At 66.4% G+C, this 26,112-nt stretch carries 23 protein-coding genes; 17 read left to right on the top strand and 6 right to left on the bottom strand.

Annotation, left to right across the window (positions count from 1 at the left end):
- Positions 1-91: 91 nt before the first annotated feature.
- The 3 genes from ACQY78_RS10405 to ACQY78_RS10395 are packed head-to-tail and all read left to right on the top strand — an operon-like array spanning position 92 to position 4,387.
- Entirely contained in the window at positions 92-1,747 is a 1,656-nt protein-coding gene (locus ACQY78_RS10405) for an electron transfer flavoprotein-ubiquinone oxidoreductase (protein WP_428685295.1), read from the top strand.
- Between the two features lie 5 nt (positions 1,748-1,752).
- Positions 1,753-3,543, top strand: a complete 1,791-nt coding sequence (locus tag ACQY78_RS10400) for a tetratricopeptide repeat protein (protein WP_428685293.1) — start codon at positions 1,753-1,755, stop codon at positions 3,541-3,543.
- Between the two features lie 7 nt (positions 3,544-3,550).
- A complete protein-coding gene (locus ACQY78_RS10395) occupies positions 3,551-4,387 on the top strand; it encodes a 4-(cytidine 5'-diphospho)-2-C-methyl-D-erythritol kinase (RefSeq protein WP_428685291.1) in 837 nt (278 codons plus the stop codon).
- 1 nt (position 4,388) lies between these two features.
- Here ACQY78_RS10395 and ACQY78_RS10390 read toward each other — a convergent pair whose 3' ends face one another.
- A complete protein-coding gene (locus tag ACQY78_RS10390) occupies positions 4,389-5,375 on the bottom strand; it encodes a COX15/CtaA family protein (RefSeq protein WP_428685289.1) in 987 nt (328 codons plus the stop codon).
- A gap of 150 nt (positions 5,376-5,525) precedes the next feature.
- Between ACQY78_RS10390 and ACQY78_RS10385 the strand changes: the two genes are divergently transcribed.
- Positions 5,526-9,029, top strand: a complete 3,504-nt coding sequence (locus ACQY78_RS10385; protein WP_428685287.1) for an FAD-dependent oxidoreductase — start codon at positions 5,526-5,528, stop codon at positions 9,027-9,029.
- On the opposite strand, the gene ACQY78_RS10380 is transcribed toward ACQY78_RS10385, so the two are convergent.
- Genes ACQY78_RS10380 through ACQY78_RS10370 form a run of 3 tightly spaced genes read right to left on the bottom strand, consistent with a single transcriptional unit; the run spans position 9,026 to position 11,454 of the window.
- Entirely contained in the window at positions 9,026-9,439 is a 414-nt protein-coding gene (locus ACQY78_RS10380; protein WP_428685285.1) for an MAPEG family protein, read from the bottom strand. The genes ACQY78_RS10385 and ACQY78_RS10380 overlap by 4 nt on opposite strands.
- A 10-nt stretch (positions 9,440-9,449) precedes the next feature.
- Positions 9,450-10,133 (bottom strand): class I SAM-dependent methyltransferase, encoded by a 684-nt coding sequence (locus tag ACQY78_RS10375; RefSeq protein ID WP_428685283.1) that lies wholly within the window; start codon positions 10,131-10,133, stop codon positions 9,450-9,452.
- Between the two features lie 28 nt (positions 10,134-10,161).
- A complete protein-coding gene (locus ACQY78_RS10370) occupies positions 10,162-11,454 on the bottom strand; it encodes an MATE family efflux transporter (protein ID WP_428686354.1) in 1,293 nt (430 codons plus the stop codon).
- 138 nt (positions 11,455-11,592) lie between these two features.
- On the opposite strand from ACQY78_RS10370, the gene ACQY78_RS10365 reads away from it, so the two are divergent.
- The 6 genes from ACQY78_RS10365 to ACQY78_RS10340 all read left to right on the top strand — a co-directional run bounded on the left by ACQY78_RS10365 (position 11,593) and on the right by ACQY78_RS10340 (position 16,225).
- On the top strand, positions 11,593-11,889 hold the full coding sequence (locus ACQY78_RS10365) for a cupin domain-containing protein (RefSeq protein ID WP_425067412.1): 297 nt from the start codon (positions 11,593-11,595) through the stop codon (positions 11,887-11,889).
- 151 nt (positions 11,890-12,040) lie between these two features.
- Positions 12,041-13,654: a DEAD/DEAH box helicase gene (locus ACQY78_RS10360; RefSeq protein ID WP_428685281.1), complete on the top strand. Its 1,614-nt coding sequence runs from the start codon at positions 12,041-12,043 to the stop codon at positions 13,652-13,654.
- A 27-nt stretch (positions 13,655-13,681) separates the two neighbouring features.
- Entirely contained in the window at positions 13,682-13,921 is a 240-nt protein-coding gene (locus ACQY78_RS10355; protein WP_425067410.1) for an Lrp/AsnC ligand binding domain-containing protein, read from the top strand.
- Positions 13,922-13,983: 62 nt separating this feature from the next.
- On the top strand, positions 13,984-15,069 hold the full coding sequence (locus ACQY78_RS10350) for a serine hydrolase domain-containing protein (protein WP_428685278.1): 1,086 nt from the start codon (positions 13,984-13,986) through the stop codon (positions 15,067-15,069).
- An 11-nt stretch (positions 15,070-15,080) separates the two neighbouring features.
- The gene (locus ACQY78_RS10345) at positions 15,081-15,614 is read left to right on the top strand and encodes a TIGR00645 family protein (protein WP_428685276.1); all 534 of its coding nucleotides are present in this window, start codon (positions 15,081-15,083) and stop codon (positions 15,612-15,614) included.
- Positions 15,611-16,225: a hypothetical protein gene (locus ACQY78_RS10340; RefSeq protein WP_428685275.1), complete on the top strand. Its 615-nt coding sequence runs from the start codon at positions 15,611-15,613 to the stop codon at positions 16,223-16,225. Before ACQY78_RS10345 ends, ACQY78_RS10340 begins: the two co-directional genes overlap by 4 nt.
- Before the next feature lie 163 nt (positions 16,226-16,388).
- Here the strand turns inward: ACQY78_RS10340 and ACQY78_RS10335 are convergent, their stop codons facing one another.
- Entirely contained in the window at positions 16,389-17,531 is a 1,143-nt protein-coding gene (locus tag ACQY78_RS10335; protein WP_428685273.1) for an amidohydrolase family protein, read from the bottom strand.
- A gap of 106 nt (positions 17,532-17,637) precedes the next feature.
- On the opposite strand from ACQY78_RS10335, the gene ACQY78_RS10330 reads away from it, so the two are divergent.
- The 6 genes from ACQY78_RS10330 to ACQY78_RS10305 all read left to right on the top strand — a co-directional run bounded on the left by ACQY78_RS10330 (position 17,638) and on the right by ACQY78_RS10305 (position 23,313).
- Positions 17,638-19,287, top strand: coding sequence for a GMC family oxidoreductase (locus ACQY78_RS10330; protein WP_428685271.1), 1,650 nt, complete (start codon positions 17,638-17,640; stop codon positions 19,285-19,287).
- The gene (locus ACQY78_RS10325; protein WP_428685269.1) at positions 19,280-20,848 is read left to right on the top strand and encodes an ABC transporter substrate-binding protein; all 1,569 of its coding nucleotides are present in this window, start codon (positions 19,280-19,282) and stop codon (positions 20,846-20,848) included. Before ACQY78_RS10330 ends, ACQY78_RS10325 begins: the two co-directional genes overlap by 8 nt.
- A gap of 181 nt (positions 20,849-21,029) precedes the next feature.
- Positions 21,030-21,245 carry a hypothetical protein gene (locus ACQY78_RS10320; protein WP_428685267.1) on the top strand — a complete coding sequence of 72 codons (216 nt, stop codon included), beginning with the start codon at positions 21,030-21,032 and terminating at the stop codon, positions 21,243-21,245.
- 151 nt (positions 21,246-21,396) lie between these two features.
- Positions 21,397-22,344, top strand: coding sequence for an OmpA family protein (locus ACQY78_RS10315; RefSeq protein WP_428685265.1), 948 nt, complete (start codon positions 21,397-21,399; stop codon positions 22,342-22,344).
- A 337-nt stretch (positions 22,345-22,681) separates the two neighbouring features.
- Complete coding sequence (locus ACQY78_RS10310; protein ID WP_428685263.1) at positions 22,682-22,912, top strand: bacteriocin; 231 nt, start codon at positions 22,682-22,684, stop codon at positions 22,910-22,912.
- Between the two features lie 92 nt (positions 22,913-23,004).
- On the top strand, positions 23,005-23,313 hold the full coding sequence (locus tag ACQY78_RS10305) for an RNHCP domain-containing protein (RefSeq protein WP_428685261.1): 309 nt from the start codon (positions 23,005-23,007) through the stop codon (positions 23,311-23,313).
- Positions 23,314-23,339: 26 nt separating this feature from the next.
- Here the strand turns inward: ACQY78_RS10305 and ACQY78_RS10300 are convergent, their stop codons facing one another.
- Positions 23,340-25,025 (bottom strand): N-acyl-D-amino-acid deacylase family protein, encoded by a 1,686-nt coding sequence (locus ACQY78_RS10300; protein ID WP_428685259.1) that lies wholly within the window; start codon positions 25,023-25,025, stop codon positions 23,340-23,342.
- Positions 25,026-25,085: 60 nt separating this feature from the next.
- On the opposite strand from ACQY78_RS10300, the gene ACQY78_RS10295 reads away from it, so the two are divergent.
- Entirely contained in the window at positions 25,086-26,063 is a 978-nt protein-coding gene (locus ACQY78_RS10295) for a Bug family tripartite tricarboxylate transporter substrate binding protein (protein WP_428685257.1), read from the top strand.
- The last annotated feature ends 49 nt before the right edge of the window (positions 26,064-26,112 follow it).

The following is a 26,112-nucleotide window of genomic DNA, read 5'->3' as shown; positions in this document are numbered from 1 at the left end:
GATCCTGCCCCCGACACGCTATCTAAATCAAAGGATTGCCGTCCGACAGGCGCGCGTCCACCGGGAAAATGGAATTGCAGGGCGATACAGCATGACGCGCGAGGCGATGGAATACGACGTGGTGATCGTGGGCGGCGGTCCGGCCGGACTGTCGGCGGCGATTCGCCTGAAGCAGCTCGCCGCCCAGCGCAATCACGAAGTCTCCGTCTGCGTGCTGGAAAAGGGCTCCGAGCTGGGCGCCCACATCCTGTCGGGCGCCGTGGTCGACCCGATCGGCCTCAACGAGCTCATTCCCGACTGGAAGGAAAAGGGCGCACCGCTCGAGACCCAGGTCACCGACGACCAGTTCCTGTTCCTGACCAAGAGCGGCTCCTACCGCTTCCCCAATTTCCTGCTGCCGCGGCTGATGAACAACCACGGCAACTACATCGTCAGCCTGGGCGAGGTCTGCCGCTGGCTCGGCCAGCAGGCCGAGGAGCTGGGCGTCGAGATCTATCCGGGCTTCGCCGCCGCCGAGGTGCTCTACCACGAGGACGGTTCGGTGAAGGGTGTCGCGACCGGCGACATGGGCGTCGGCAAGGACGGCAAGCACAAGGACAGCTACACGCCCGGCATGGAGCTGCACGCCAAGTACACGCTGATCGGCGAAGGCGTCCGCGGCTCGCTCGCCAAGCAGCTGATGGCGAAGTTCGACCTGCGCGACGGCGTCGATCCGCAGAAGTTCGGCATCGGCATCAAGGAACTGTGGCAGGTCGATCCCGCCAATTTCCGCAAGGGCCTCGTGGTCCACTCGCAGGGCTGGCCGCTGTCGGAGACGAACAGCTCGGGCGGTTCGTTCATGTACCATTTCGGCGACAATCTGGTCGCCATCGGCCTCGTGGTGCATCTCAGCTACGAGAACCCGTATCTCTCGCCGTTCGACGAGTTCCAGCGCTTCAAGACCCATCCCGACGTCGCCAAGTATCTCAAGGGCGGCAAGCGGCTGGTCTACGGCTCGCGCGCCATCAACGAAGGCGGGCTGCAGTCGATTCCGAAGCTCACCTTCCCGGGCGGTGCGCTGATCGGCTGCTCGGCCGGCTTCGTCAACGTGCCGCGCATCAAGGGCAGCCATAATGCGGTCAAGAGCGGCATGCTCGCCGCCGAAGCGGCCTTCGAGGCGCTGGCCGGCGGCAAGACCGGCGGCGACGAGCTGATCGCCTATCCGGTGAAGCTGAAGGCGTCATGGGTCTGGAAGGACCTCGACAAGGTGCGCAACGTGAAGCCCGCGCTGAAGTGGGGCACCACGCTCGGCACCCTCTATGGCGGCATGGACATGTGGCTGCACGATCTCGGGCTGCGCGTGCCGTGGACCTTGCGCCACCACAAGGCCGACCATGAGACGCTGCGGCCGGCCAGCGAGTTCCAGCCGATCCAGTATCCCAAGCCCGACGGCGTGATCTCGTTCGACAAGCTGTCCTCGGTGTTCCTGTCGAACACCAACCATGAGGAGGACCAGCCGGTTCATCTGAAGCTGCGCGATCCGTCGATCCCGATCGCCGTGAACCTGCCGCTCTATGCCGAGCCCGCGCAGCGCTACTGCCCGGCCGGAGTCTACGAGGTCGTGACCGCCGACAACGGCCAGCCGCGCTTCCAGATCAACGCGCAGAACTGCGTGCACTGCAAGACGTGCGACATCAAGGATCCCGCGCAGAACATCGATTGGACCGTGCCCGAAGGTGGCGGCGGTCCGAATTACCCCAACATGTGAGCCGTATGAACCGCACCCCCTTTGCGCTGCTTTCGGCAGCGCTGCTGTTCGCTCTTCCTCTCCCCGGCCAGGCCCAGCAGGGCTCGGCCCCGCAAGGCGGCGCCCGCGCGCCGACGACCCGGCCGCCGGCCGTCCAGCCGGGGCAGCGCCTGGCTCCGATCTCGCTGCAGGGTCGCTACCTCGCTGCCCGTGTGGGCGAGCAGGATCACGATTATGAAGCAGCGGCCGAGCAGATGGATCAGGCCCTGGCGCTGACGCCGCTCGATCCGGAACTGATCTATGCCGTGTTCCGCCTGCGCATGTATGCGGGCCGCATCGATTCCGCCGCCGAGCTTGCGCCCGCGGTGCTGGCAACCCGCCCAGGGGACGGTTTCGCCAACCTCGTGATGGCGATCGAGTCGGTCAAGAAGGCGGACTACAAGGCGGCGGAGCGCCAGCTCACGCAGATCGGCGCCGAGAACCAGCTGGGGGCGCTGCGCGAATATGTGATGGCGTGGCTGAAGGCCGGCGACAAGGACTTCGCGGCGGCTCGTTCGTTCCTGTCGCGCCTGAAGCCCGCGGCAGGCGAGCGCGCCGAAGCGCCGGCGCTGGTGATCGAGGCCCAGATCGACGAGATGGCGGGCGACAAGGAAGCCGCCGAGGCGAAGTATCGGCGCGCCATATCGCTCGACCGCAACGGTCTGCGCACCACGATCGCGGTGGCCGAAGGACTGCGGCGGCTTGGCAAGGGCGACGAAGCGCGCGAGATCCTGAAGACTTACGGCGCGCGTTATAGCGACTCCGTCGTCATGGATGGCCTGATGGGCCCCAACGCCCCGATGCCCAAGCCGCCGTCGCCGGCCTCGGGGATCGCCGACATCCTGTTCGACATCGGCGGCATCCTCGCGGCCGACCCGCGCAATCAGCGCACCGACCTTGCTCTGATCTTCTATCAGCTCGCCACTGCGCTGAAGCCCGAGCAGGATTTCGCCTGGCTGATGATCGCCGGCGTCTACGAGCAGTTCGGGCAGGTCCCCAAGGCGATCGCCGCCCTCGGCAAGATCGGCGCGAACTCGCCGCTCTACTGGCAGGCAAGGCTGCGGACGGCGGCACTCGATGCCCAGGAAGACAAGTTCGACCAGGCCGTCGCGCGTCTCAGGACGCTGGTGGCCGAGAAGCCCGACCGTATCGACGCGGCTCTGACCCTGGCCGACCTGCTGCGCGGCAAGGATCGCTTTCCCGAGGCGGTGGCCGCCTACGACACAGCGATCTCCCGCCTCGGCAAGCCCGACGAACGCCACTGGCAGGTCTATTTCGGCCGCGGCATCGTCCTTGAGCGCGTCAAGAACTGGCCCAAGGCCGAAGCCGACATGAAGAAGGCGCTCGAACTGTCGCCCGAGCAGCCCTACGTGCTGAACTATCTCGGCTACAGCTGGATCGACCAAGGCCTGCACCTGCAGGAAGGCATGAAGATGCTGGAGCGCGCGACCGAGCTGCGGCCGGACGACGGCTCCATCACCGACAGTGTGGGCTGGGCCTATTACCGGCTCGGCCAGTTCGAGAAGGCCGTGGAATGGCTGGAGCGTGCGACCGAGCAGAAGGGCGACGACTCGACGATCACCGATCATCTGGCCGACGCCTACTGGCATGTCGGCCGCCGTCGCGAGGCACGCTTCCAGTGGGAGCGCGCGCTGCATCAGAAGCCCGACAAGGACCGTCTGCCGATCATCCAGGACAAGATCGCCAACGGCCTGAACTCGTCGAACGACAAGCCGACCGTCTACGAGAAGGCGGCCGACAGCAAGCAGGGCGGCTGATCGCGGGGTGTCGCTCGCGCGGGCCAAGGTCAATCTCTGGCTGAACGTCGTCGGACGCCGCGCCGACGGCTTTCACCTGCTCGATTCGCTGGTGGCCTTCACCGATCTCGCCGACGATATCGAAGTCACGCCCGCGTCGGATTTGTCGCTGGAGGTGGTGGGGCCTGAAGCGTCCGCGCTCGACGGGGATTCGGACAATCTCGTGCTGAAGGCGGCGCGCCTGCTGGCGGGACGCGCCGGACTGGCGCCGCGCGCTGCGCTGCGTCTCACCAAGCGCATTCCCGTGGCGGCCGGACTGGGGGGCGGCTCGGCCGATGCCGCCGCGACCCTCCTCGCACTGGTCGACCTGTGGCGCGTGGCCATGCCCCCGGAGGAGCTTTTCGACCTGGCCGCCACGCTCGGTGCCGACGTGCTGATGTGCCTTGCCGGACGGCCGGCCCTGGCCACGGGCATTGGCGAGCGCCTCGCCCGCGTGCCTGCCTTGCCGGCCTGCGCCATCCTGCTGGTCAATCCCGGCGTCGCACTGCCCACGCCCGCCGTCTTCCGTGCCAGACAGGGAGGTTTCTCCCCGCCGAGGCCGATCGACGATGGGTGGCGCAATCTTTCGGACTTCGCTCAGGAACTCGCGCGGCGCGGCAACGACCTGACGGACGCGGCGATTTCGCTGCGGCCGGAGGTGGCCGCCGTCCTGGATCGGCTGCGGCACAGCGACGGCGCGGCCCATGTCGCGATGAGCGGGAGCGGGGCCACCTGCTTTGCCCTGTACGGATCCGACGAGGAGGCTCAGCGCGCGGCTTCGCTGCTTCCCGCTGCCTGGTGGCGGCACGTCGGCCGCCTGGCCTGAGCTACGCCCGGGCGCGGTGGCGCACGACGAGCAGCGTCGTCAGGAGAAGCACGGCGCCGGCCTGATGCATCGTCGCGATGGGGATGCTGACGCCGCTCAGGATGGTGGCGATCCCGAGGCCGAGCTGCACGAAGGCCATGCCTGCCGCCGCCAGCGTCTCGGAGCGCGGCGCCCGCCAGGCCATGACCAGCACGCCCAGCACCAGCAGCTTCGCCAGCCAACGGTGGACGAACTGGATAGTCGTGCCGTTCTCGAAGGAGTTGATCCACCACGGTGAGAGGTCGAACAGTCCGGGCGGGATCCAGTAGCCCGACATGTCGGGGAAGGTGCTGTGCGCGGTGCCGGCGCGCAGGCCGGCCATGAAGGCGCCCCAGACCAGCACGATCAGCAGGAAGGCGATCAGCGCCGTCGACTTGCGCGCGGTCTTGCGGTCGTCGCGGCGGACCGGCCGCGGACTGAGTTCGAGGATCAGCCAGACCGTGTAGGCGTAGAGGACGATCGCGAGCAGGAGGTGCGCGGCGAGGCGGTAGTGGCTGACCGAAGGCCGGTCGACGAGACCCGAGGCCACCATTGCCCAGCCCAGCGCACCCTGCAGGCCGCCCAGCACGAGCAGCGAGAACAGGCGCGGCTTCAGATACGGGGTGAGGGCGCCGCGCCACCAGAACCAGGCCAGCGGCAGGGCGAAGACGAGCCCGATGAGCCGGCCCCACAGGCGGTGGATGTACTCCAGCCAGAAGATCTCGCGAAACTCGGGCACCGTGAAGTCGCGGTTCACCAGGCGGCCCTGCGGCGAGGACAGGTACTTCTGCAGCTCCGCCAGCCAACCGGCATCGGAGAGCGGCGGCAGCCAGCCGGTGACCGGCCGCCATTCAACCATCGACAGGCCCGATTCGGTGAGCCGCGTCAGCGCGCCGATCACGATCATGAAGAAAATCATGCCGGCGACGACGATCAGCCACTGGCGCACGGAGGCGGGAACTTGCTGCATGGCCGCCGGAACATGGGGGAAGCGGGGGCCGCCGTCATCAGGCATAAATGTCGCGAAGGACGGCGTCGTCAGGGTGTCTTGCGCTCGCCGTCCGGCTTGTTTAACGGTTCGCATACGAACAATTTTCATCCATCGTTCCGGAACATCGCAATGCATGCGTCCCCGCTGGCCCCGCCGGTCACCTTCGGGTCGAGCTTCAGTGACTTCTACGATCGCGAAGGGCTGGTCGGATTGGACGCCGCCTTCGTCGAGTGGCTGAAGGATGCGAACGTCGACGTCCATGCCCGCCTGATGGCGGCGCGCGCCGCGCCGGACGCGATGGCCGCCAAGGACGAGTCCAATCTGCTGATCGAACTGGCCCGCCCGCTCGAGGATTTCGTCGCGGCGCTGTTCGGGGTCGCCCTCGAAGCGGGCGAACTGCGCGCCCGCCACAGGCGCCTCGCGCCGCTCTACGATTGCAAGCGCCTGTTCGTTCAGCGCTACGTCACCCGCACCCTCAAGCCCGAGGCCGCGCAGGCCCTGGACGGAGCCGCCGTCACGGCCGCGGTGAACCTTCCCGTCTCGTTCGACGCCGGGCTCGAAGCCTGGGAACTGGCTTTCGCGCTCGCGGTTCGGGATCTGATCGGGGCCGAGTTCAAGGTCGAGACGCCGACGCCCGAGGTCGAGGCCCTGACGCGCTACGCCGCCTGGGCGCTGCACCATCCCGAGGGCAAGAAGCGGCATCAGGACGGGCCGCTGTTCAAGGTGCCACACAAGCTCGATTTCGAGCATCTCGTTCCGATCGAGACCGAGATCGTCGACGGCGTCACGCGCATGAAGCTGCCGCGGCCGCTGCTGCGCCATCGCGAGGGTTTTGCCCTGACCGACCAGGGCTTCGACCTCGTGCGCGCGCTCGACCACGCCAATTACTGCATCTGGTGCCACAACCAGGGCAAGGACAGCTGCTCGCGCGGGCTGCGGGATCGCAAGACCGGCGCGTTCCAGAAGTCGCCGTTCGGTGTGACGCTCGCGGGCTGTCCGCTCGAAGAGAAGATCTCGGAGATGAACCTGCTGAAGAGCGAGGGCTTCTCCATCGGCGCGCTGGCGATGGCGGCGGTCGACAATCCGCTGCTGGCGGCCACCGGCCACCGCATCTGCAACGACTGCATGAAGGCCTGCATCTATCAGAAGCAGGAACCGGTCGACATCCCGCAGATCGAGACCCGCACCCTGAAGGACGTGCTGGGCCTGCCCTGGGGCTTCGAGATCTACTCGCTGCTGACGCGCTGGAATCCGCTCAACCTGCGCCGCCCGGTCCCGCGTCCCTCCACGGGACGCACCGTGCTGGTCGTCGGCCTCGGTCCCGCGGGCTTCAACCTGGCGCATCACCTGATGAACGATGGCCACACGGTGGTGGGCATCGACGGGCTGAAGATCGAGCCTCTGCCCGAGACGCAGTCGGGCGTTGCAATGGACGGCACGCGCGTGCCGTTCGCGGCGGTGAAGGACGTCGCGACCTTGCGCGAAAATCTCGGCGAGCGGGCGATGGCGGGCTTCGGCGGCGTCGCCGAGTACGGCATCACGGTGCGCTGGGACAAGAACTACCTGAAGATGGTGCGGCTGCTGCTGGAGCGGCGCGCGCAGTTTTCGATGTTCGGCGGTGTGCGCTTCGGTGGCACGGTGACGGTCGAGAGCGCCTTCGCGATGGGCTTCGACCACATCGCGCTCTGCGCCGGCGCGGGCAAGCCCACCGTGCTCGACCTGCCCAACGGCCTGGCGCGCGGCGTGCGCGCGGCGTCGGACTTCCTGATGGCGCTGCAGCTCACGGGCGCGGCCAAGAAGGAGTCCATTGCGAACCTGCAGATTCGCCTGCCAGTCGTGGTGATCGGCGGCGGCCTGACCGCGATCGATACGGCAACTGAATCGCTGGCCTACTATCCGCTGCAGGTCGAGAAGTTCCTCGGCCGCCACGAGACGCTGGTCGCCGAGCGCGGCGAGGCCGCGGTGGGGGCGAACTGGTCTCCCGAGGAGCGTGAGATCGCCCAGGAGTTCCTCTCTCATGCCCACGCGATCCGGGCGGAGCGCGAACAGGCGGCGCGCGAAGGCCGCGAGCCCGCGATCGCCAAGCTGGTCAACGGCTGGGGCGGCGTCTCCCTCGTCTATCGCCGCCGCCTGATCGATTCGCCGTCCTATACGTTGAACCACGAGGAAGTGCTCAAGGCGCTCGAGGAAGACATCCGCTTCGTCGAAGGCCTGTCACCCGTCGCGGTCGAGATCGACGAGGCAGGGCAGGCCAGGGCGCTCAAGGTGGCAGGCGAGCAGAACGGCGTCCCGGTCGAGGCGACGCTCCCGGCCCGCACCATCCTGGTCGCCGCGGGCACGCAGCCCAACACGGTGCTGGCGCGCGAGGATGCGACGCACGCCTTCATCGACGGCAAGTATTTCCGCGCCCTCGACGAGGCCGGCAATCACGTGACACCCGAGCGCGTCTGCAAGCCCGGCGACGTGCGCGTATTGATGTACCGCCACGCCGACGATCGCTTCATGTCGTTCTTCGGCGACCTGCATCCCTCGTTCGCCGGCAACGTCGTGAAGGCGATGGGCGGGGCCAAGCAGGGCTATCCGGTGCTGACGCGGGCGATGACGGCGCTGCCGCCGGCCCGGCGCACCCCGGCGGAGATTCTCGACGAGGCCAACCGTTCGTGGCGCGCCCGCGTGGTCCGCGTCGACCGGCTGACGCCCACCATCATCGAAGTCATCGTCGAGGCGCCGGCGGCCGCTCGCAATTTCGAGCCCGGCCAGTTCTATCGCCTGCAGAACTATGAAGCGCGCTCGCTGCGGGCCGAGGGCACGCTCCTCACCATGGAGGGCCTCGCGCTCACCGGCGCGTGGGTCGACAAGGACAAGGGTCTGCTGTCGATGATCGCCTTGGAAATGGGCGGCTCGTCCGACCTGTGCGCGATGCTGAAGCCGGGCGAGCCGGTGATCGTCATGGGACCGACCGGCGCGCCGACCGAGATCGAGCCGGGCGAGACCGTCGTGCTGGTGGGCGGCGGCCTCGGCAACGCCGTGCTGTTCTCGATCGGCCAGGCCTTCCGCAAGGCCGGCAGCAAGGTGCTCTACTTCGCCGGCTACAAGCGCATGATCGACCGCTACAAGGTCGAGGAGATCGAGGCCGCGGCCGACGTCGTCGTCTGGTGCTGCGACGAGGCGCCGGGCTTCGCACCGGGCCGGCCGCAGGACAAGTCGGTCGTCACCAACATCGTCGAGGCGATGCGCCTCTACGCGTCGGGCGAACTCGGCGACCAGCCGATTCCCTACAGTGCCGCCGATCGCATCGTGGCCATCGGCTCCGACGGCATGATGAACGCGGTGCGCCTGGCGCGGCATGCCGCGTTGAAGCCGTACCTCAAGCCCGAGCACGTGGCCTTCGGCTCGATCAACTCCCCAATGCAATGCATGATGAAGGAGATCTGCGCCCAGTGCCTGCAGCTGCACAGGGATCCGGAGACCGGCAAGGAGACGGTGGTCTTCTCCTGCTTCAACCAGGACCAGCGGCTCGACCTGGTCGATTTCAACAATCTGCGCCAGCGCCTGCGCCAGAACTCCGTGCAGGAAAAGATCGGCGCCCTCTGGATCGACCGCTCGCTGCGCCAGCTCGGGGTGCGCGGCTAGACGAAGATCTTCCGCGCCACGATCACCAGCAGGGCGAACGATGCCACGACGATCACCAGCAGCGTGAGCACGATGCCGGCCGCGCGGCCGGGATTGGTGTCCGCCGTCCGGGCGAGCCCGAAGGCATGCGCCAGGCGGGCGACGATGAAGCCGATGCCCAGCGCGTGCACCAGCACCCGCGAGCCGCCGTTGATCTCGATCAGTGCCAGCAGGACCAGCACCAGCGCGGCATACTCGGCGAAGTTTCCGAACACCCGGCTCATGCGGCTCATTGCGGCATCGCCGCCGTCGCCGAGGCTGACGCGGCTCCGGAAGCGCTGACGGATCACCAGGGCGGCGAGCAGCACGCACAGGAGCCCGGTGAGGGCGGCATAGAAGGCGGTGACGAACGGCAGGGCCGGCATTGCCATGAGGGTTCTCCTAGGGAGCGCGCACGAAGCGGAACAGGACCTTGTCCTGGCTGTAATAGCGCAGCTGGTCCACGACCTTGGGAAAATACTCGCTGCCAACCGTCACCGGCATGAAGGCGTCGAGGTCGAGGGGGCGCACGCCGACATGGAAGCCGGCGTCGCTGAACGCCTTGGCGACATTGTCCAAGGAATGATCGTAGAGCGGGATCGACGACGTTTCGGCGATCACCTTGCGCCAGCGCGGCCAGACGGCGCTGTCCTTGTGGCAGCCCATGGCGGCGACATAGGTCCCGCCCGGCTTCAGCGCCGCCTTGATGTCGTCGGCGTGCGCGGCGAGGTCGGGCAACAGATAGAGAACTTCGTGGCTGAAGGCGAAGTCGAACGTCCGGCCGAGCGCGGACGCACTCTCGCTCAACTCGTAGTCGATCGGACGATGTCCCTTCAGCAGCTCGGCGCGGTCCACCGACTCGCGTGCGATGTCGATCCCGACGGCCGCCTTGAACGGGTGGCGGTCGTACAGCATCCGCAGGAAGCCGCCCTGGTTGCAGCCGTAATCGAGCACGGTCGACGGGCGCAGGTCCTCATGAATCGAAACGTCGATCATGCGCCGCCAGATCGGCGCATGGGCCGCGCCCATGGCTTCCTCGTCGGCGGCGTTGCGGTTCCAGGTGCGGATGATCGAAGGCCGTTGCATCGCTTCCTCCTGTGAGGAAGCGAGCCTATCACGCTCTTCCGCGCCAGGGGTGCACGAGCAGGGGCCCCGCAATCAGGGTGCCGAAGGTGACGATGCCGACGGCGATGGCTGTGAAGACGCCGGGCAAACCCCAGCCGAGATGCTCGATGGCGAACCAGCCGCCCAGCGAGGCCACGAACAGGCGCGTCACGCCGGCGGCGAAGGGCGCCTTCATCCGGCCGGCGCCCTGGCTGGCGAAGGACAAGGTCATGCCGATGCCGAACACGAAGTAGAAGGGCGCGACGCGCGTCACGTAGGCCACGGTGGCGGCAATCACGTCGGGGTCGTTGGTGAACAGGCGGGCCCAGCCTTCCGGGAACAGCGCCACGATCCAGCCGAAGGCGCCGATGCCGAAGCCCGCGACCAGGCTGCCGATCCAGGCGGCGCGGACGGCGCGTCGCCAGTCGTTGGCGCCGGCGGCCACGCCGACGATCGTCGTGAGGCCGGAGCCGATGCCGAAGGCCAGAGGCACCAGCATGAATTCGAGGCGCACGCCGATGCCGTAGCCGGCCAGGGCGGCGATGCCGAAGCGGCCGACCAGCCCTGTGACCAGCATGGCGGTGAGGTTGGCGGTGAAGGCAGAGAAGGAGGCGATGAGACCGACCCGCAGGATCTCCCAGAACAGCCGGCCTTGCAGGGCAATGCCGGTCGTTGCCGGGATGAAGCCCAGTTTACCGCTCCACAGGGCGCGCGCCTGCAACATGGCCGAGACCGCCGATGTCAGCAGTGAGGAGATGGCAGGACCGGCCATGCCCAGGCCCGGCCAGCCGCCGATACCGAGTGCAAGCACATAGGAGAGCGGCACCTGCGCGAGCGAGGAGATCAGCATGTAGCGGCCGGGCGTGGCCGCGTCGCCGCCGCCGCGCAGCAGGGCCGACAGGAAGAAGTTGGCCCAGATGAAGATCGAGCCCGTGAACAGCACGTGGGAGTAGGTAAGGGCATTGCCGAGCGCGGCCCCTTCGCCGCCCAGCATGCGATAGAGCGAGGGCGCGACCGTCCAGGCGAGCAGAGTGAAGAGCAGCGCCAGCGCCGCGCCGAGCACCAGCGCATGCAGCACCAGCGCGCGGGCGTCTGCGGTCCGCCCGGCACCCAGGGTGCGAGCCATGGCGGCCGCCACGCCGCCGCCCATGCCGCCCGCCGCCATCATGGTCATCATCATCATGAGCGGGAAGACGAGCGCAAAGCCCGCCAGGGCGTCGGTTCCCAGCCGGCCGAAGATGAAGGTCTCGGCAATGGCCACGAAGGTCTGCACGATCATGACGGCGGTGGTGGGGGCCGACAGCTTCCACAGGCTCTTGCCGATGGGTGCGGTGAGAAGGGGGTGCGACAGGGCGGGTCTCCAATTGCGTGCATATGCACGATATCAGGCCGCGCCCTCGTGTCACCTTACAAACGCTGCACGAGGCATTAGCCTTCGCGCATGACCCATTCCGAACGCCCCCTCGCCAAGCCCTCGGTCCAGACCGAAAACGACCGTGTCATCGTGACGGAATGGCGCTTCCCGCCCGGCAGCCACACCGGCTGGCACCGACACGATCACGACTATGTCGTGGTGCCCATCACGACGGGCGAACTGCACATCTTCGACGGCAAGGCGACCGTGCCGGCGCCCCTGCGGGCCGGCGTCTCCTATTCCCGCCAGACCGGGGTCGAGCACGACGTCATAAATCCCAACGATTTCGAGTTCGTTTTCGTCGAAATCGAGATCAAGGCCTGACGCTTCCGCCGGGCTGCCCCGCGCCCGCTCGCATTGACTTGGCCCCGTGCAGGGGTCATATGGGGTCCGCCCAGCGGTCCGGCTCGATCCTCGAGCCTTATGAGACTGCTCCAAGTCCAGCGGAAAGAATGGACTAAACTACGGAAATTAAATGAGTTTTGAGAGTTTGGGGCTGAGCGCCCCGGTACTGCAGGCAGTGGCCGACAAGGGCTACACGACGCCTACCCTCATCCAGGAAAAGGCCATCCCCATTGTCCTGATGGGTCGCGATGTGCTCGGATGCGCCCAGACGGGCACCGGAAAGACCGCCTCCTTCGTCCTCCCGATGATCGACATTCTCTCGGAAGGCCGCGCCAAGGCGCGCATGCCGCGCTCGCTCATCCTGGAGCCGACGCGCGAACTGGCCGCCCAGGTGGCCGAAAACTTCGAAATCTACGGCAAGAACCACAAGCTCAACATGGCGCTGCTGATCGGTGGCGTGAGCTTTCCCGACCAGGAGCGGGCGCTGGAACGCGGCGCCGACGTGCTGATCGCCACGCCCGGCCGTCTGCTCGACCATTTCGAGCGCGGCGGCATCCTGCTGAACGACGTCAAGATCCTGGTGATCGACGAAGCCGACCGCATGCTCGACATGGGCTTCATCCCCGACGTCGAGCGCATCGTCGCCACCCTGCCGCCGCTGCGCCAGACCCTGTTCTTCTCGGCCACCATGCCGCCGGAGATCAAGCGCCTGGCCGACCGCTTCCTCAGCAATCCGAAGGAAGTCACGGTCTCGGCGCCGGCCTCGGCCTCGAAGAACATCGTGCAGGGCCTCGTGGTCGTGCAGGAAGACGACAAGCGCGAGGCGCTGCGGGCCCTGATCAAGGAACAGGACATCAAGAACGCGATCGTGTTCTGCAACCGCAAGCGCGACGTGGCGATCCTGCAGACTTCGCTGAAGAAGCACGGCTTCAATGCCGGGGCGCTGCATGGCGACATGAGCCAGCCCGCCCGCATGGAGACGCTGGAGAAGTTCAAGCAGGGCGAGATCCAGATCCTGGTCGCCTCCGACGTCGCCGCCCGCGGCCTCGACATCGTGGCGATGAGCCATGTGTTCAATTTCGACGTGCCGTTCTCGCCCGAGGACTACGTCCATCGCATCGGCCGCACTGGCCGCGCCGGCAACACCGGTCATTCCTTCACCCTGGCCTCGCCCGACGAGGGCGGCCTGGTCGAGGCGATCGAGAAGCTGATCGGCACGACCATCCCGCGGGTCGAAGTCCCGGGTATGGAACTGCTGGCCTTCGAACCATCCGATGGACGCCGTCGCGGCCGTGGCCGCGGCCGTGGTGGTTCCAGCAGCAGCAGCAGCAGTCGTGGCCGCAGCGGCAGCAGCTCCGGCGGTCGTCCGCCGCGCGAGCCGCGTCCTGAGGCTACGCCGCGTGCGGAACGTGAGCCGCGGCCGGAAATGGAAGCTCGTCCCGAGAGCGAGGCGCGTCCGCCGCGTGAAGCGCGTCCCGAGCGCGAAGCCCGCCCGCCGCGCGAGCCGCGGGCCGAGCGTCCGCCTCGTGAGGCCCGTCCGGAGCGAGCCGCGCGCCCCGAGCGCGATCCCCGTCCCGAGCGTGAAGCAAGGCCGTCGCGCGAGCCCCGGTCAGAGCGTCGTCCGGAACGTTCCGATCGTTCGGATCGCGGTCCCCGTCCCGACCGCCGTGATCGTGACGACAGCCCGGCGCCGGTCGGTCTCGGCGATCACGTGCCGGCTTTCCTCGCCCGTCCGACGCGCTAGAATCCCGCGTCGCGGCGGAGGGCGTTGATGCAGACAATTTTCGTCATGGTGAAGTGCGAGCTCGGCAAAGCCTATGAGGTTGCCGACAATGCCGTCGCCGTCGAGCAGGTCTCGGAGGTCTACTCGACCTCCGGGCAATACGATCTCCTGATGAAGTGCTATCTCGACGAGAAGACCGACATCGGCCATTTCGTGACGAGCGAGATCCAGACGCTGCCGGGCGTGAAGGACACTTTCACCCTGATCACCTTCAAGGCGTTTTCCTGAGCACGGCCGTTCCGCGCCGGCATCTCCCGCGGGGCGAGGATTTCCTGCTCCTCCCGCCGTCCTTGCAGCCTTACGCCTACCGCAACGTCGACAAGCTGTTCGCCCATCGTGCGATCCGTCGCGGCTCCCATTCCCGGGAGCTACCGCGCGGGCCTGAGATCGCGCCGGTCTATGTCGCCGGCGGTCGCGAACACGACATCGCCTCGTTCATGGATCGCAACGTGGTCGTGGGCATCCTGGTGATTCATCGCGGCAGGATCGTGCTCGAACGCTACGGCCTCGGCCTCCAGGAGCACGATCGCTGGTCGACCATGTCGACCGTCAAGTCGATGACGGCGATGCTGGTCGGCGCCGCGGTTCATGACGGTGTCATCAAGTCGATCGACGATCCCCTCACAGACTATCTGCCGGCCCTCAGGGGCTCGGCCTATGAAGGCGTGACGTTGCGGCATGTCATGACGATGTCTTCGGGCGTGCGCTGGACCGAGGTCTATCCCGACCGCACGTCCGACGTGAACCGCTACAGCAAGTCGCTGGCCGACAAGGTGCCCGACGGCGTGCTGAAGCTGATGGCCTCGCTGCCACGCGCCCATCCGCCGGGCAGCACCTTTCTCTACAATTCCGGCGATACGTTCCTGTTAGGCGCCGCGCTTACTCGCGCCGTCGGCAAGCCCTTGGCCGACTACATGTCGGAGAAGGTCTGGCAGCCCGCCGGCATGGAATGCGACGCCTTCTATACGCTCGAAAGCGACGACGGGCAGGAGATCGGAGGCAGCCGCGCGGGCATGGTCCTGCGCGACTTCGGCCGCTTCGCCGAGTTCGTGCGTAACGACGGTGTCATCGACGGGAAGCGCGTGCTGCCCGAGGGCTGGATCGACGCGGCGGCGACGCCTGCTTTCAAGGTGCCCGCGCCGGTCGTCCCCGACATCACGCATTACGGCTACAGCTGGTGGCTGGGTGACGGGGTGATGGCCGCACTTGGCCATGCCGGTCAGCGCATCGACATCTATCGCAAGGAAAATCTCTCGGTGGTGACGCTCGCGGCCCTGCCGCAACCGCCTTACGTGCCGCCGACCGACCACGATCGCCGCGCGGAGATCGTCACTTTCACGCAGGCCGTGAGGACGGCCTGCTCGGCCACCAAATGAGAGAGCTGACGATGACGACGACGCCCGCCAAGAAACTCGAACTCTTCGTCGAACGTGTCGTCATGGGCAGCCGCTGGCTACAGGCGCCGCTCTACATCGGACTGGTCTTCGTGCTGGGCGTCGTGGTCGTGAAGTTTCCCTTCAAGATCTGGGAACTGATGCGCAAGGCGCTCACCGCCGAGGAAGCCGATCTCGTGCTGGCCGTGCTGTCGTTGGTCGACCTGATCATGGTCGCCAATCTGGTCGTGATGGTGATCATCTCCGGATATGAAAATTTCGTCAGCCACATCGACGTCGACAGTTCACGCGACAGGCTCGCCTGGTTCGGCAAGCTCGATGCCGGTTCGCTGAAGATCAAGCTCGCAAGCTCGATCGTGGCGATCTCGTCGATCCACCTGCTCCAGCGCTTTCTCGAAGCCGGCGACTACGACAACGGCAAGCTCTATGCGCTGGTCGTCATGCACATGGCGTTCGTGGTGTCGGCCCTGCTGCTGACCTACATCGACAAGATCGCCTCCGACAAGAAGGGGGCGAGCGGGCATTGAGCACCGGGGGCAAGGCGGCACTCGCCATCTGGGTCGACATCGATGCGGCCGACGAGGCCTTCTTCGAGCATTGGCATAGCCGCGAACATCTGCAGGAGCGCGTCTCCTGTCCCGGCTGGCTGCGCGGCAGTCGCTTCAAGGGCCTCACCCGACCTGGCCGCTACCTGTTGTTCTACGATGCCGACAAAGCCGTCGCCTTCGAGAGCGAGACCTATTACGCCCGCCTGCGCAGCCCCAGCGAGATGAGCCGAGCGCTCTTTCCCAAGTTCCGCAACACCTCGCGCACAGTCTGCGCGGTCGAGCAGCGCTGGGGCGAGGGGATCGGCGCGGCCGTCCTGACCTTGCGCATGAAGGCAAGCAACGTCGCGCCCTTCGACAAGCTCGCCTCGCCGGAAACGGCCCGCGTCGACCTGCTCTCCGGCCGTGCCAACATCGGCCAGGCGCAGACGGCTGAAAAGGAACTGCGCGGCGCGCCCGATCAGCAGATCGAACGCGCGCTGGTCGCCTTCTTCTGGTCGGTGGAAGCCGCGCAGGCCGCGCGCGAGAGACACGCCCCCGAGGGCGAAGTCTTCGCCCTCCGGCACACCGTGTCGAAGAGCGATCTCGTCTGACTCATTCTTCTCCTCCCCCGTCATACGGGGGAGGCCGGGAGGGGGAGAGCAACGCGAAGATGTGCCCGTCGGCGAGAGATCAGACCTGTGGCTTTCCCCCTCCGGCCTTCGGCCACCTCCCCCGTTTGACGGGGGAGGAAAGGATCCTCGCTCTTTAGCTAGCCTAATTGATCAGCCCGTAGAACTTGCCGGCATTGGTGCAGGTGATCATCTTCACCTGCTCGGCCGGCACTTCGGCGAACTGTTCCTTGATGTACTTGTCGGAGTGCGGCCACACGCCGTCGCCGTGAGGGTAGTCGGAGCCCCACATCAGGCTCTCCGCGCCCATGTCGTCGATCAGCTTGGCGCCTATTCGGTCGAACTGGAACGTGGCCTTGCACTGGCGGCGCCAGTAGTCCGACGGCTTCATCTTCATGCCGAGATCGTGGAAGCGGTCTTCCCACTCGAAGTCCATGCGGTCGAGCGCGTAGGGGATCCAGCCGCAGCCCGATTCGCCGAAAGCGATGCGGACGTTGGGGAAACGCTCCAGTACGTTGGCGCCCATGATCGCGGCCAGGATGTTCACCAGGTTCATCTGAAAGCCGGAGACCACGGTGAAGAAAACCGAGCGGCCGACCCGGCCGGGATACTTCTCGATGGTGCCGGGCGGGACGTTGGGGAAGGTGTGGAAGTGCAACGGCAGCTGCACGTCGTTCACCGCCTTCCACAGCGGATCCCACATCGGATGCCACATCGGCTCCATGTCCCAGGAGCAGGAGAGTTCGAGACCCTTGATGCCCATCTTGGCCACCCGGTAGGTCTCCTCGACGGCGGCGTCGATGTCGCCGTAGGGCAGGCAGGCCAGGCCGATGTGACGGTCGGGATAGTGGCTGCAGAAATCCTTCAGCCAGTCGTTGTATATGCGCAGCATCTCATTGCCCGCCTCGCGGTCATTGAGGCGGCTGGCGGCGCCCAGGATGCCGTAGATCACCTCGGCATCAACGCCATCGCGGTCCAGGTCCTTGATGCGCAGGTGCGGATCGGAGATGCGGCGGATGTCCCTGGCGCCGTCGGCATAGAGGCCGGTTTCGGCCATGATGTCGACGCGGCCATGCTTGCCGGGCACGAACTTCGAGCCGGATGGGCCGACGCCGTTCTTGAAGCCGAACGAAGCGCCGTTCTTCGCCACCCACTTCGGCCCGTCGTCGGTGTCGGTGACGTAGGGCATGCGCTCCTTGAGATCGCGCGGCGCCATCGAGGTGAACAGGTCGGGCGGCATCCACGGCAGGTCGAGGTGGCTATCGGCCGAAATGCGCTTGTATTGCATGGCGTTTGGCTCCCTTCGGTTTTTCTGAGGGAATTATGCGCCGTCTGAAAGGCAGAGCAATGCCCCTACTGTTTCGCGGGTCGGCTTGTGTGCTACGGCTCGCACCATGACTGACACCGCTGCTTCCCGAATCGACGGCGACTTCGACTACATCATCGTGGGCGCCGGCTCGGCCGGATGTGTGCTCGCCAACCGACTCTCGGCCGATCCGCGAAACCGCGTCCTCGTGCTCGAGGCGGGCGGCCGCGACAACTGGATCTGGTTCCACATTCCGGCCGGCTATCTCTTTGCGATCGGCAATCCGCGCGCCGACTGGATGTTCCAGACCGAGAAGGAGCCGGGGCTCAACGGCCGCGCGCTGAACTATCCGCGCGGCAAGGTGGTCGGCGGCTGCTCGGCCATCAACGGCATGATCTCGATGCGCGGCCAGGCGCAGGACTACGACCACTGGCGGCAGCTCGGTCTCACCGGTTGGGGCTGGGACGACGTCGCGCCGGTGTTCCGCCGGCTCGACAGTCACTTCCTCGGCGACACCGAGCATCACGGTGCCGGCGGCGAATGGCGGGTCGAGGAATCGCGTGTACGCTGGGAGGTCCTCGACGCGGTGATCAAGGCGGCCAACGAAATGGGCATTCCGCACACCGGGGACTTCAACACCGGCGACAATACCGGCGTCGGCTATTTCCACGTGAACCAGAAGCGCGGCGTGCGCATGTCGGCGGCGCGCGCTTTCCTGAAGCCCGTGCTGAAGCGGCCGAACCTCCGGCTGGAAACCGGTGTGCTGGTCGAGAAGCTTTCGTTCGAGGGCAAGCGCTGCACCGGCGTGCTCTATCGCCAGGACGGCCGCCTGGTCGAGGCAAGGGCGAAGGGTGAGGTCATCCTGGCCGCCGGCGCGGTCGGCTCGCCGCAGATCCTGCAGCTTTCCGGCATCGGCGCGCCCGACTGGCTGGGCGAGGCCGGGATTCCGGTGCTGCACGCGCGCGACGGCGTCGGGCGGAACCTTCAGGACCATCTGCAGCAGCGGGCCATCTATAAGGTCAACGGCGTGAAGACGCTCAACATGACCTATCACTCGCTGATCGGCCGGGCGTTGATGGGCATGCAATATGCATTGCTGCAGAAGGGGCCGCTTACCATGTCGCCCTCGCAGCTCGGCATCTTCACGCGCTCTTCCCCGGATCAGGAAAGGTCGAACATCGAGTTCCATGTGCAGCCTCTGTCGCTCGACAAGTTCGGCGAGCCGCTGCATCGCTTCCCGGCGATCACGGTGAGTGCCTGCAACCTGCGCCCGACTTCGCGCGGCACGATCAGGCTGCGTTCGGCCGATCCGTCGGCCAAGCCCGTCATCGCGCCCAACTATCTTGCGACCTACGAGGACCGCACCGTGGCAGCCGACGCGATCCGCGTGACGCGGCGGCTGATGCGCCAGCCCGCGATGCAGCCCTATCACCCGGAGGAGTATCTGCCCGGCCCCGGTGTCGGCGACGACGATGCATCTCTCGCCAAGGCGGCCGGCGACATCGGCACCACGATCTTCCACCCCGTCGGCACCGCGAAGATGGGGCTGCCGTCGGATCCGCACGCCGTGGTCGACGGGCGGCTGAGGGTCATCGGTCTGCAGGGGCTCCGCGTGGTCGACGCGTCGGTCATGCCGACCATCACGTCGGGCAACACCAACACACCCACGATCATGATCGCCGACAAGGCGGCTGCAATGGTCCTTGCGGACAACAAACAAGGAGGCATGCGTGCGTAACAAGATTCTTGGACTGATCGCGGCGGTCGGCCTTTCGGTGCCGGCCGTTGCCATGGCGCAGCAGCCGACGACGCTGCGGGTCGTGGCTCATTCGGACTTGAAGATCCTCGATCCGATCTGGACCACCGCTTTCATCGTGCGCAACCACGCCTACATGATCTACGACACGCTGTTCGCGCTGGACGGCGAGCTCAAGATCAAGCCGCAGATGGTCGATACGTGGAAGATGAGCGACGACAAGCTCACCTGGACCTTCACGCTGCGCGACGGGCTCGAATTCCATGACGGCCAGCCGGTCACGACCGAGGACGTGATCGCCTCGCTGAAGCGCTGGGCGTCGCGCGACAGCCTGGGCAACATCCTGTGGGCGAAGGTCGCGGAGCTGAAGGCGGTCGATGCCAAGACCTTCCAGATCGTGCTGAAGTCGCCCACGGGCGTCGTGCTGCAGGCGCTGTCAAAGCCGTCGGGCAATCCCTTCATCATGCCCAAGCGCATCGCCGAGACGCCGGGTACGGACCAGATCAAGGAGTTCGTTGGATCGGGCCCGTTCATCTTCAAGACCGATGAATGGAAGCCTGGCGACAAGACCGTCTACGTCAAGAACCCCAAGTACAAGCCGCGGCCCGAGCCCGCGTCGGGTCTGGCCGGCGGCAAGATCGCCAAAGTCGATCGGGTCGAATGGCTCGCCATTCCCGACCAGCAGACCGCGGTGAACGCGCTGCAGGCCGGCGAGATCGATGTCATCGAGGCGCCGCAGCACGACCTCTATCCGCTGCTGAAGAAGGACCGCAACGTCTCGCTGGTGACCACCAACAAGTGGGGCAACCAGTACATCTATCGCTTCAACCAGCTCTTCAAGCCGTTCGACAATGCCAAGAACCGGCAGGCGATGCTCTATGCGCTCAACCAGACGGACTTTCTGAACGGTGTCATCGGCGACCCCGAATACTACACGGTCTGCAAGGCCATGTTCATGTGCGGCGGCCCCTACGAGACGACCGCAGGCTTTGCCGACAAGTACGAGAGCGACTTCGCCAAGGCCAAGCAGCTCCTGGCCGAGGGCGGCTACGACAACACGCCGGTCGTGCTGCTCCATTCGACCGATCTCTACGTGCTGACGAACATGGCGCCGATCGCCAAATCGCTGATGGAGAAGGCCGGCATGAAGGTCGACATGCAGTCGATGGACTGGCAGACGCTGGTCGCGCGCCGCGCCAAGAAGGATGCACCGGACAAGGGCGGCTGGAACGTGCTCATCACCTCCACGTCGGGGGCCGATTCGCTCGATCCGCTGACCTACAGCTTCATCAGCGCAGCCTGTGACAAGGCTTGGTTCGGCTGGCCGTGCGACGCCGAGATCACGCGCCTGCGTGACGCCTTCGCCGACGAGACGGACGAGGTCAAGCGCAAGGAGATCGTCGAGAAGCTCCAGCTCCGCGCCGCCGAGGTTCCGACGCATGCCTTCCTGGGCCAGTACAACAACGCGATGGCCATCCGAAAGAATATCACCGGCAGCGTCGTCTCGCCCGTGCCGGTCTTCTGGAACATCGAAAAGAAGTAGAGGTGTTCCCGCGCGGCCGTCGCTGAGACGCGCGGCGGACGCGGCCGGGTGAATTCCACGTCGACGAGCCGGTCGGGGCAACCGACCCGATAAGGCGGGGCGGTCGAACTTTTCGCAAGGCGGGACGTTGAGGCGGCGCAAGCTTGGTCGGGAGGTGGATGTGGCGACGCAGGAAAGCACGATGATCGCCGCACAGGGAGCCTGGACGAAGGCCGAGTTGGTCGCGCGTCGCATCTATCAACTCGCCATCATGCCGATGCGCTCGGAGAATCATCCAACGTGGGATCCGACATGGCGCGAAGCCATGGAAGCTGGCTTTGTCGCGATTCGCTCGGGCGACGAAAAGAAGATGGATGAGGCACTGATGCGGCTCGAACAGCTCGCGGTCACCTTGTAAAACCACGCCCCTCCGTTCGGAGCAGTACAATAGACTGTGGCCAAATTGCATCACCTAGTGAAGACGGTGAGGCGAGTGGGGCGGCAATGCAACCAAATCGGGGCGGGCGAGTTTTTCTGTTCGTGGTTCCATCAAGAGCGGGGAAATTCGAATGAAGAAACTCTTTGCAGCAGCGGCCTTCGCGGCTCTGGCGCCGGCGGCGGTTCACGCGCAGTCGATCAACGCGCAGGAAGGCTTCTATATCGGCGCCGGCGGCGGCGCGTCCTGGTTCATCGGTTCCAATTCGAATGTGAACACCTGGACTGGCTGGGCGGTCGGCGGCAAGGCGGGTTACGATTTCGTCGGTCCCCGCCTCGAACTCGAAGTCGGCTATGGCCAGATTCCGACGTCGGCCAACATCCCGGGCACGGCGATCAACGGCAAGGTCGGCCAGCTCAACGTGATGGCGAACCTGCTGTACGACTTCATGCCGACCTCGGTCATCACGCCTTACATCGGCGCCGGTGCCGGTGTCGCATTCGTCGACAGCAATTCCTCGCTGGGCAGCACCCAGTTCGCCTATCAGGGCATGCTCGGCGTTGCCTACAACGTGAATGAGCAGCTTCGGTTCACGGTCGAAGGTCGCTACGTCGGCACCACGAACCCGAGCGTCAATACGCCATTCGGCAATGTGACCTTCCAGAACAACAACATCCTGGCCCTGGCCGGCGTGACCTACAAGTTCGTCTCGCCGCCGCCGCCGCCGCCGCCGGCTCCGACGATGGTGGCGCCGCCGTCGTTCATGGTGTTCTTCGACTGGGATCGCGCGAATCTGTCGGCCCAGGCCCTGACCACGATCAAGCAGGCTGCCGACTCCTACAAGCAGAAGGGCAACGCCCGCATCACGGCGACGGGTCACACCGACACATCGGGCACCGAGGCCTACAACATGGCGCTGTCGCTGCGTCGTGCGAACGCCGTCAAGGACGCCCTGGTTCGCGAAGGCGTGCCGGCGACCGCGATCGCGGTGGTTGGCCGTGGCGAGCAGGGCCTGCTGGTCCAGACCGGCCCGAACGTCCGCGAGCCGCAGAACCGCCGCGTCGAAATCGTCATCCAGTAAGACGATCGTTCACGTTGAGACGCCCGCGCCAGCAACCAGCTGGCGCGGTGCGCGTTAGAGGGACGCCGGACCTCACCGTCCGGCCCTCCGGTTGCAGCCTTCCAACCCCTCTCCCCGAGTGGCGTCGGCTGCGACCGGAGACCTGCTGCTCCGGTTGCTTCATCCTTGAATGTAGGCCGGGATCTCCTCGATTGCCGGTTATTTGCATGGGGCCGTCAGAGACCCCTCGGAAGAGGCCGTGTCCGCAGCGTGATCGTTCTGGCCCGCCTTTCCGTACACGCAACCGTGGAACCCTTTATCCGTTCTGTCGCTAACAATTCACGCGCAGGAGACTCTCATGCTGAAGTTCACGAACATCGCTCTCGTTGCGGCTCTCGGCCTGGGTGTCGCCGCATGCGGCAACAACCCGACGGATCGTGCCCTCACCGGCGGCGCAATCGGTGCTGGTACGGGCGCCGTGGTCGGGTCCACCATGGGCTCGCCGGTGGCCGGCGCGGTGGTGGGTGGCCTGGGTGGCGCAGCGATCGGCGCGGCGACGACGCCGCGCAACGACGGCTACTACCGCTAACTTCGCCTCTCTGACGGAAGCGGGGTGGGCACCGAGAGGTGCCCGCCCTTTTTCGTGTGCGGATCGGAGGTGGCAATGCGAAAATGCGAGGCATGGCCCGTCTCTTCACGCGCAATATCGAGGACTTCACCTGCGAGCGTTGCGGCACCGCCGTACAGGGCAACGGTTTCACGAACCATTGCCCGTCCTGCCTGTGCAGCAAACACGTGGACGAGAACCCCGGTGACCGCGCCGCTGACTGCGGCGGGCTGATGGAGCCGATCGCGGTCGAGCAAGCGCGCGGCCGCTACATCATCGTGCACAAGTGCGTGAAGTGCGGCCAGGTGAAGAGAAACAAATCCTCACCCGATGACAGTTCGCGCGCCCTGGTCGAGGTGGCCCGCCGGCGAGCCATGTCTTGAGGGTTTCCGCGAGTTAGGTGCGCAGGCTAGGAAGCAAACGAACGCAGCACCCGGCCGGGCCGCGAAGCCGGGTCGGCGCAGAAGCCGGTCTCGTCGGCAGCCTTCGCGCCGTTGATCCAGACGCCGTGCAGGCCGACCGCGCCAGCGGTGAGGCGGGCGGCGCCGGCCGGCAGGTCGTGGGCGCGGCGCTTCGGGCCGCGCGCCACCGTCGCCGGGTCGAACAGCATCAGGTCGGCGGCGAGGCCCTCGCGCAGCAGGCCGCGATCCTGGATGCCGAACAGCTTTGCCGGCTGACCCGTCAGACGATGCACCGCGTTCGGCAGGTCGAGCACGCCGAGGTCGCGGCTCCAATGGCCCATCAGATGGAGGCCGAAACCGGCGTCACAGAAGAAGGTGAGATGCGCGCCGGCGTCGCTCAGCGAGATGTGGGTGTTGGGGTCAGCGAGGATGCGGCCCACCGCTTCGTCGTCGTTGTGCAGGAGCTGCGCCACGAACATCGTGTCGAGATTCTCCGACAGGGCGAAGTCGAGGATGAAGTCGAGCGGCTCCTTGCCGGCAGCCTTGGCGAGCTGGGCCAGCGTGGCGCCTTCCATCGCGCGGTTCTCGTCCTTCGCCGTCTCGACGACGAACAGCTTGTCCCATTCGCCGTTGAACAGCAGCCGGCCGCGCTTGGCTAAAAGCTCCTCGCGCACCGAGGCGCGCCAGGCCGGATCGCGATAGATCTTCGCGAGCTCGGCCGGATCGTGCGCGGCCATCGCCGGCTTCCACGCCTGCATGCTCTCGAACAGGTAGGGGCTGTGGAAGGTGAAATCCATGCTGAGCGGGCAGCAGGAGGTTTGCGCCACCAGGGTGCGGCCGCGGGCGCGGGCATCGTTCACCTGGTCGAGCGTGGTGAACGCGGCTTCCGGATTCGTGTTGGAATGGAACAGCGCGGCGATCACGACCGGCCGGTTCGACTCGGCGGCCAGTCCCTCGAGATAGGGAATGGTGGTCGTGCGGCCCTTGGTCAGCATGTAGACGCCGGTTCCGCGCTCGCCCATCGCCTTGACCAGCGTGCGCAGCTCGTGGTCGTCCGCAAGGCGCGACGGCATCGGCGTGCCGCCCTCCCCATTGTGCGCTTCCGAGGTCGAGGAGGCGAAACCGACGGCGCCCGCCGCCATCGCCTCGCGCACCAGGTCGGCCATCCGCGTCACCTCGTCCGCACTGGCTGCGCGCTCGGTGGCGTCGCCGCCCATCACGAAGGTACGGATCGCGGAGTGGCCGGCGAAGCAGGCGACATTGGGGCCGACCCCGTTCTTCTCCAGCATGTCGAGATATTGCGGGAAGCTCTCGAAGCCCCAGTTGATGCCGGCGCGCAGCGCGTCGAGCGACATGCCCTCGACATGGGTCAGATGACGCATGGTGAGATCGCGGTCGGCCGGCTTGCAGGGCGCGATGGTGAAGCCGCAATTTCCCAGGATCGCCGTGGTAACGCCCAGTGCCGGCGAGGGATCGACGAAGGGATCCCAAGTGATCTGCGCGTCGTAATGGGTGTGGCCGTCGATGATGCCCGGCGCCAGCGCCAGCCCGTCGGCCTTCACGGTCTCCCGGGCGGCGCCGAGCTTCGGGCCGATGGCGGCGATCCTGCCATCCTTCACGCCGAGGTCGCCCTTGAGGGGCTGGGCGCCCGTACCGTCGTGGATTTCCGCATCCTTGATGACCAGATCGAACATGTTTTTTTCCTCCCGCATTGACCCTAGTCTGTCGCCAAGGAAATGGAACGGGAGGATTGCATGACAGGCATGACGCGGCGCGGGTTCGTGGCTGCAGGCACCGCGGGTGCGGCGTTCGGAATGGCGCCGGCGATCGTCCGCGCGCAGGACTATCCGACCAAGCAGGTCCGGGTGGTGGTGCCCTATCCGGCGGGTGGCGGTACCGACCTGGTGGCGCGCCTCGTCATCCCGCGCCTCGCGGAGCGGTGGAAGCAGACGGTCATCATCGACAACAAGGGCGGCGCCAGCGGCATCCTGGGCAGCGAGATCGTGGCGAAGGCCCCGCCGGATGGCTACACGCTGCTGGTCACGACCAGCGCCCACACGATCAATCCCTACACCACGAAGGTCCTGCCCTACGACACCGAACGCGACTTCACGCCGGTGACGCCGCTGATCGAGGGGGCGCTCGCGCTGATCGGCTCGCCCAAGGCGGGCATGGACTCGATGGAAAAGTTCATGGCGGCGGCGAAGGCCAATCCTGGCAAGTATCAGTTCGGCAGCACCGAGAACACGACCCGCATGGTGGGCGAGCTGTTCCGCGTGAAGAGCGGGCTGCAGATCGAGAACGTGGCCTACAAGGGCGCCGCGCCGATGATGCAGGAGCTGGCCGGCGGCCACATCCCGGTGGGCTTCACCAGCCCGCTCACGGTGATGTCGCACCATCGCGCGGGCACCTTGCGCATGCTGGCGGTGAGCGGCACCAAGCGGTTGCCGGGCCTCGAGGACATCCCGACCATCGCCGAGGCGGGCGCGCCGGGCGTCGACACGACCGCCTGGTTCGCGCTGTTCGGTCCGGGCAAGATGTCGCCCGCGCTCGCCAACAGCATGCGCGACGATGTCGTGGCGGTCCTGGCCGAGCCCGAGATGCAGGCCAAGATCCGCGACCTGTCGAGCCTGCCGGGCGGCGAGGCGCCGGACGCCTTTGCCCAGCGGATCAAAAAGGAGCTGGTGAGCTGGGGCGAAATCGCCAAGCTGGCGGGCATCCAGCCGGAGTGAGCTGGGGCGCGCCACTCCAGTGGCGCGATCATTGTCTGCATCAAACGAA

The sequence above is a fragment of the Reyranella sp. genome (assembly GCF_965279625.1).
Classification (GTDB): Bacteria; Pseudomonadota; Alphaproteobacteria; order Reyranellales; family Reyranellaceae; genus Reyranella.
The sequence above is the reverse complement of the archived record's forward strand: the minus strand, read 5'-3'. Positions and strand labels throughout refer to the sequence as shown.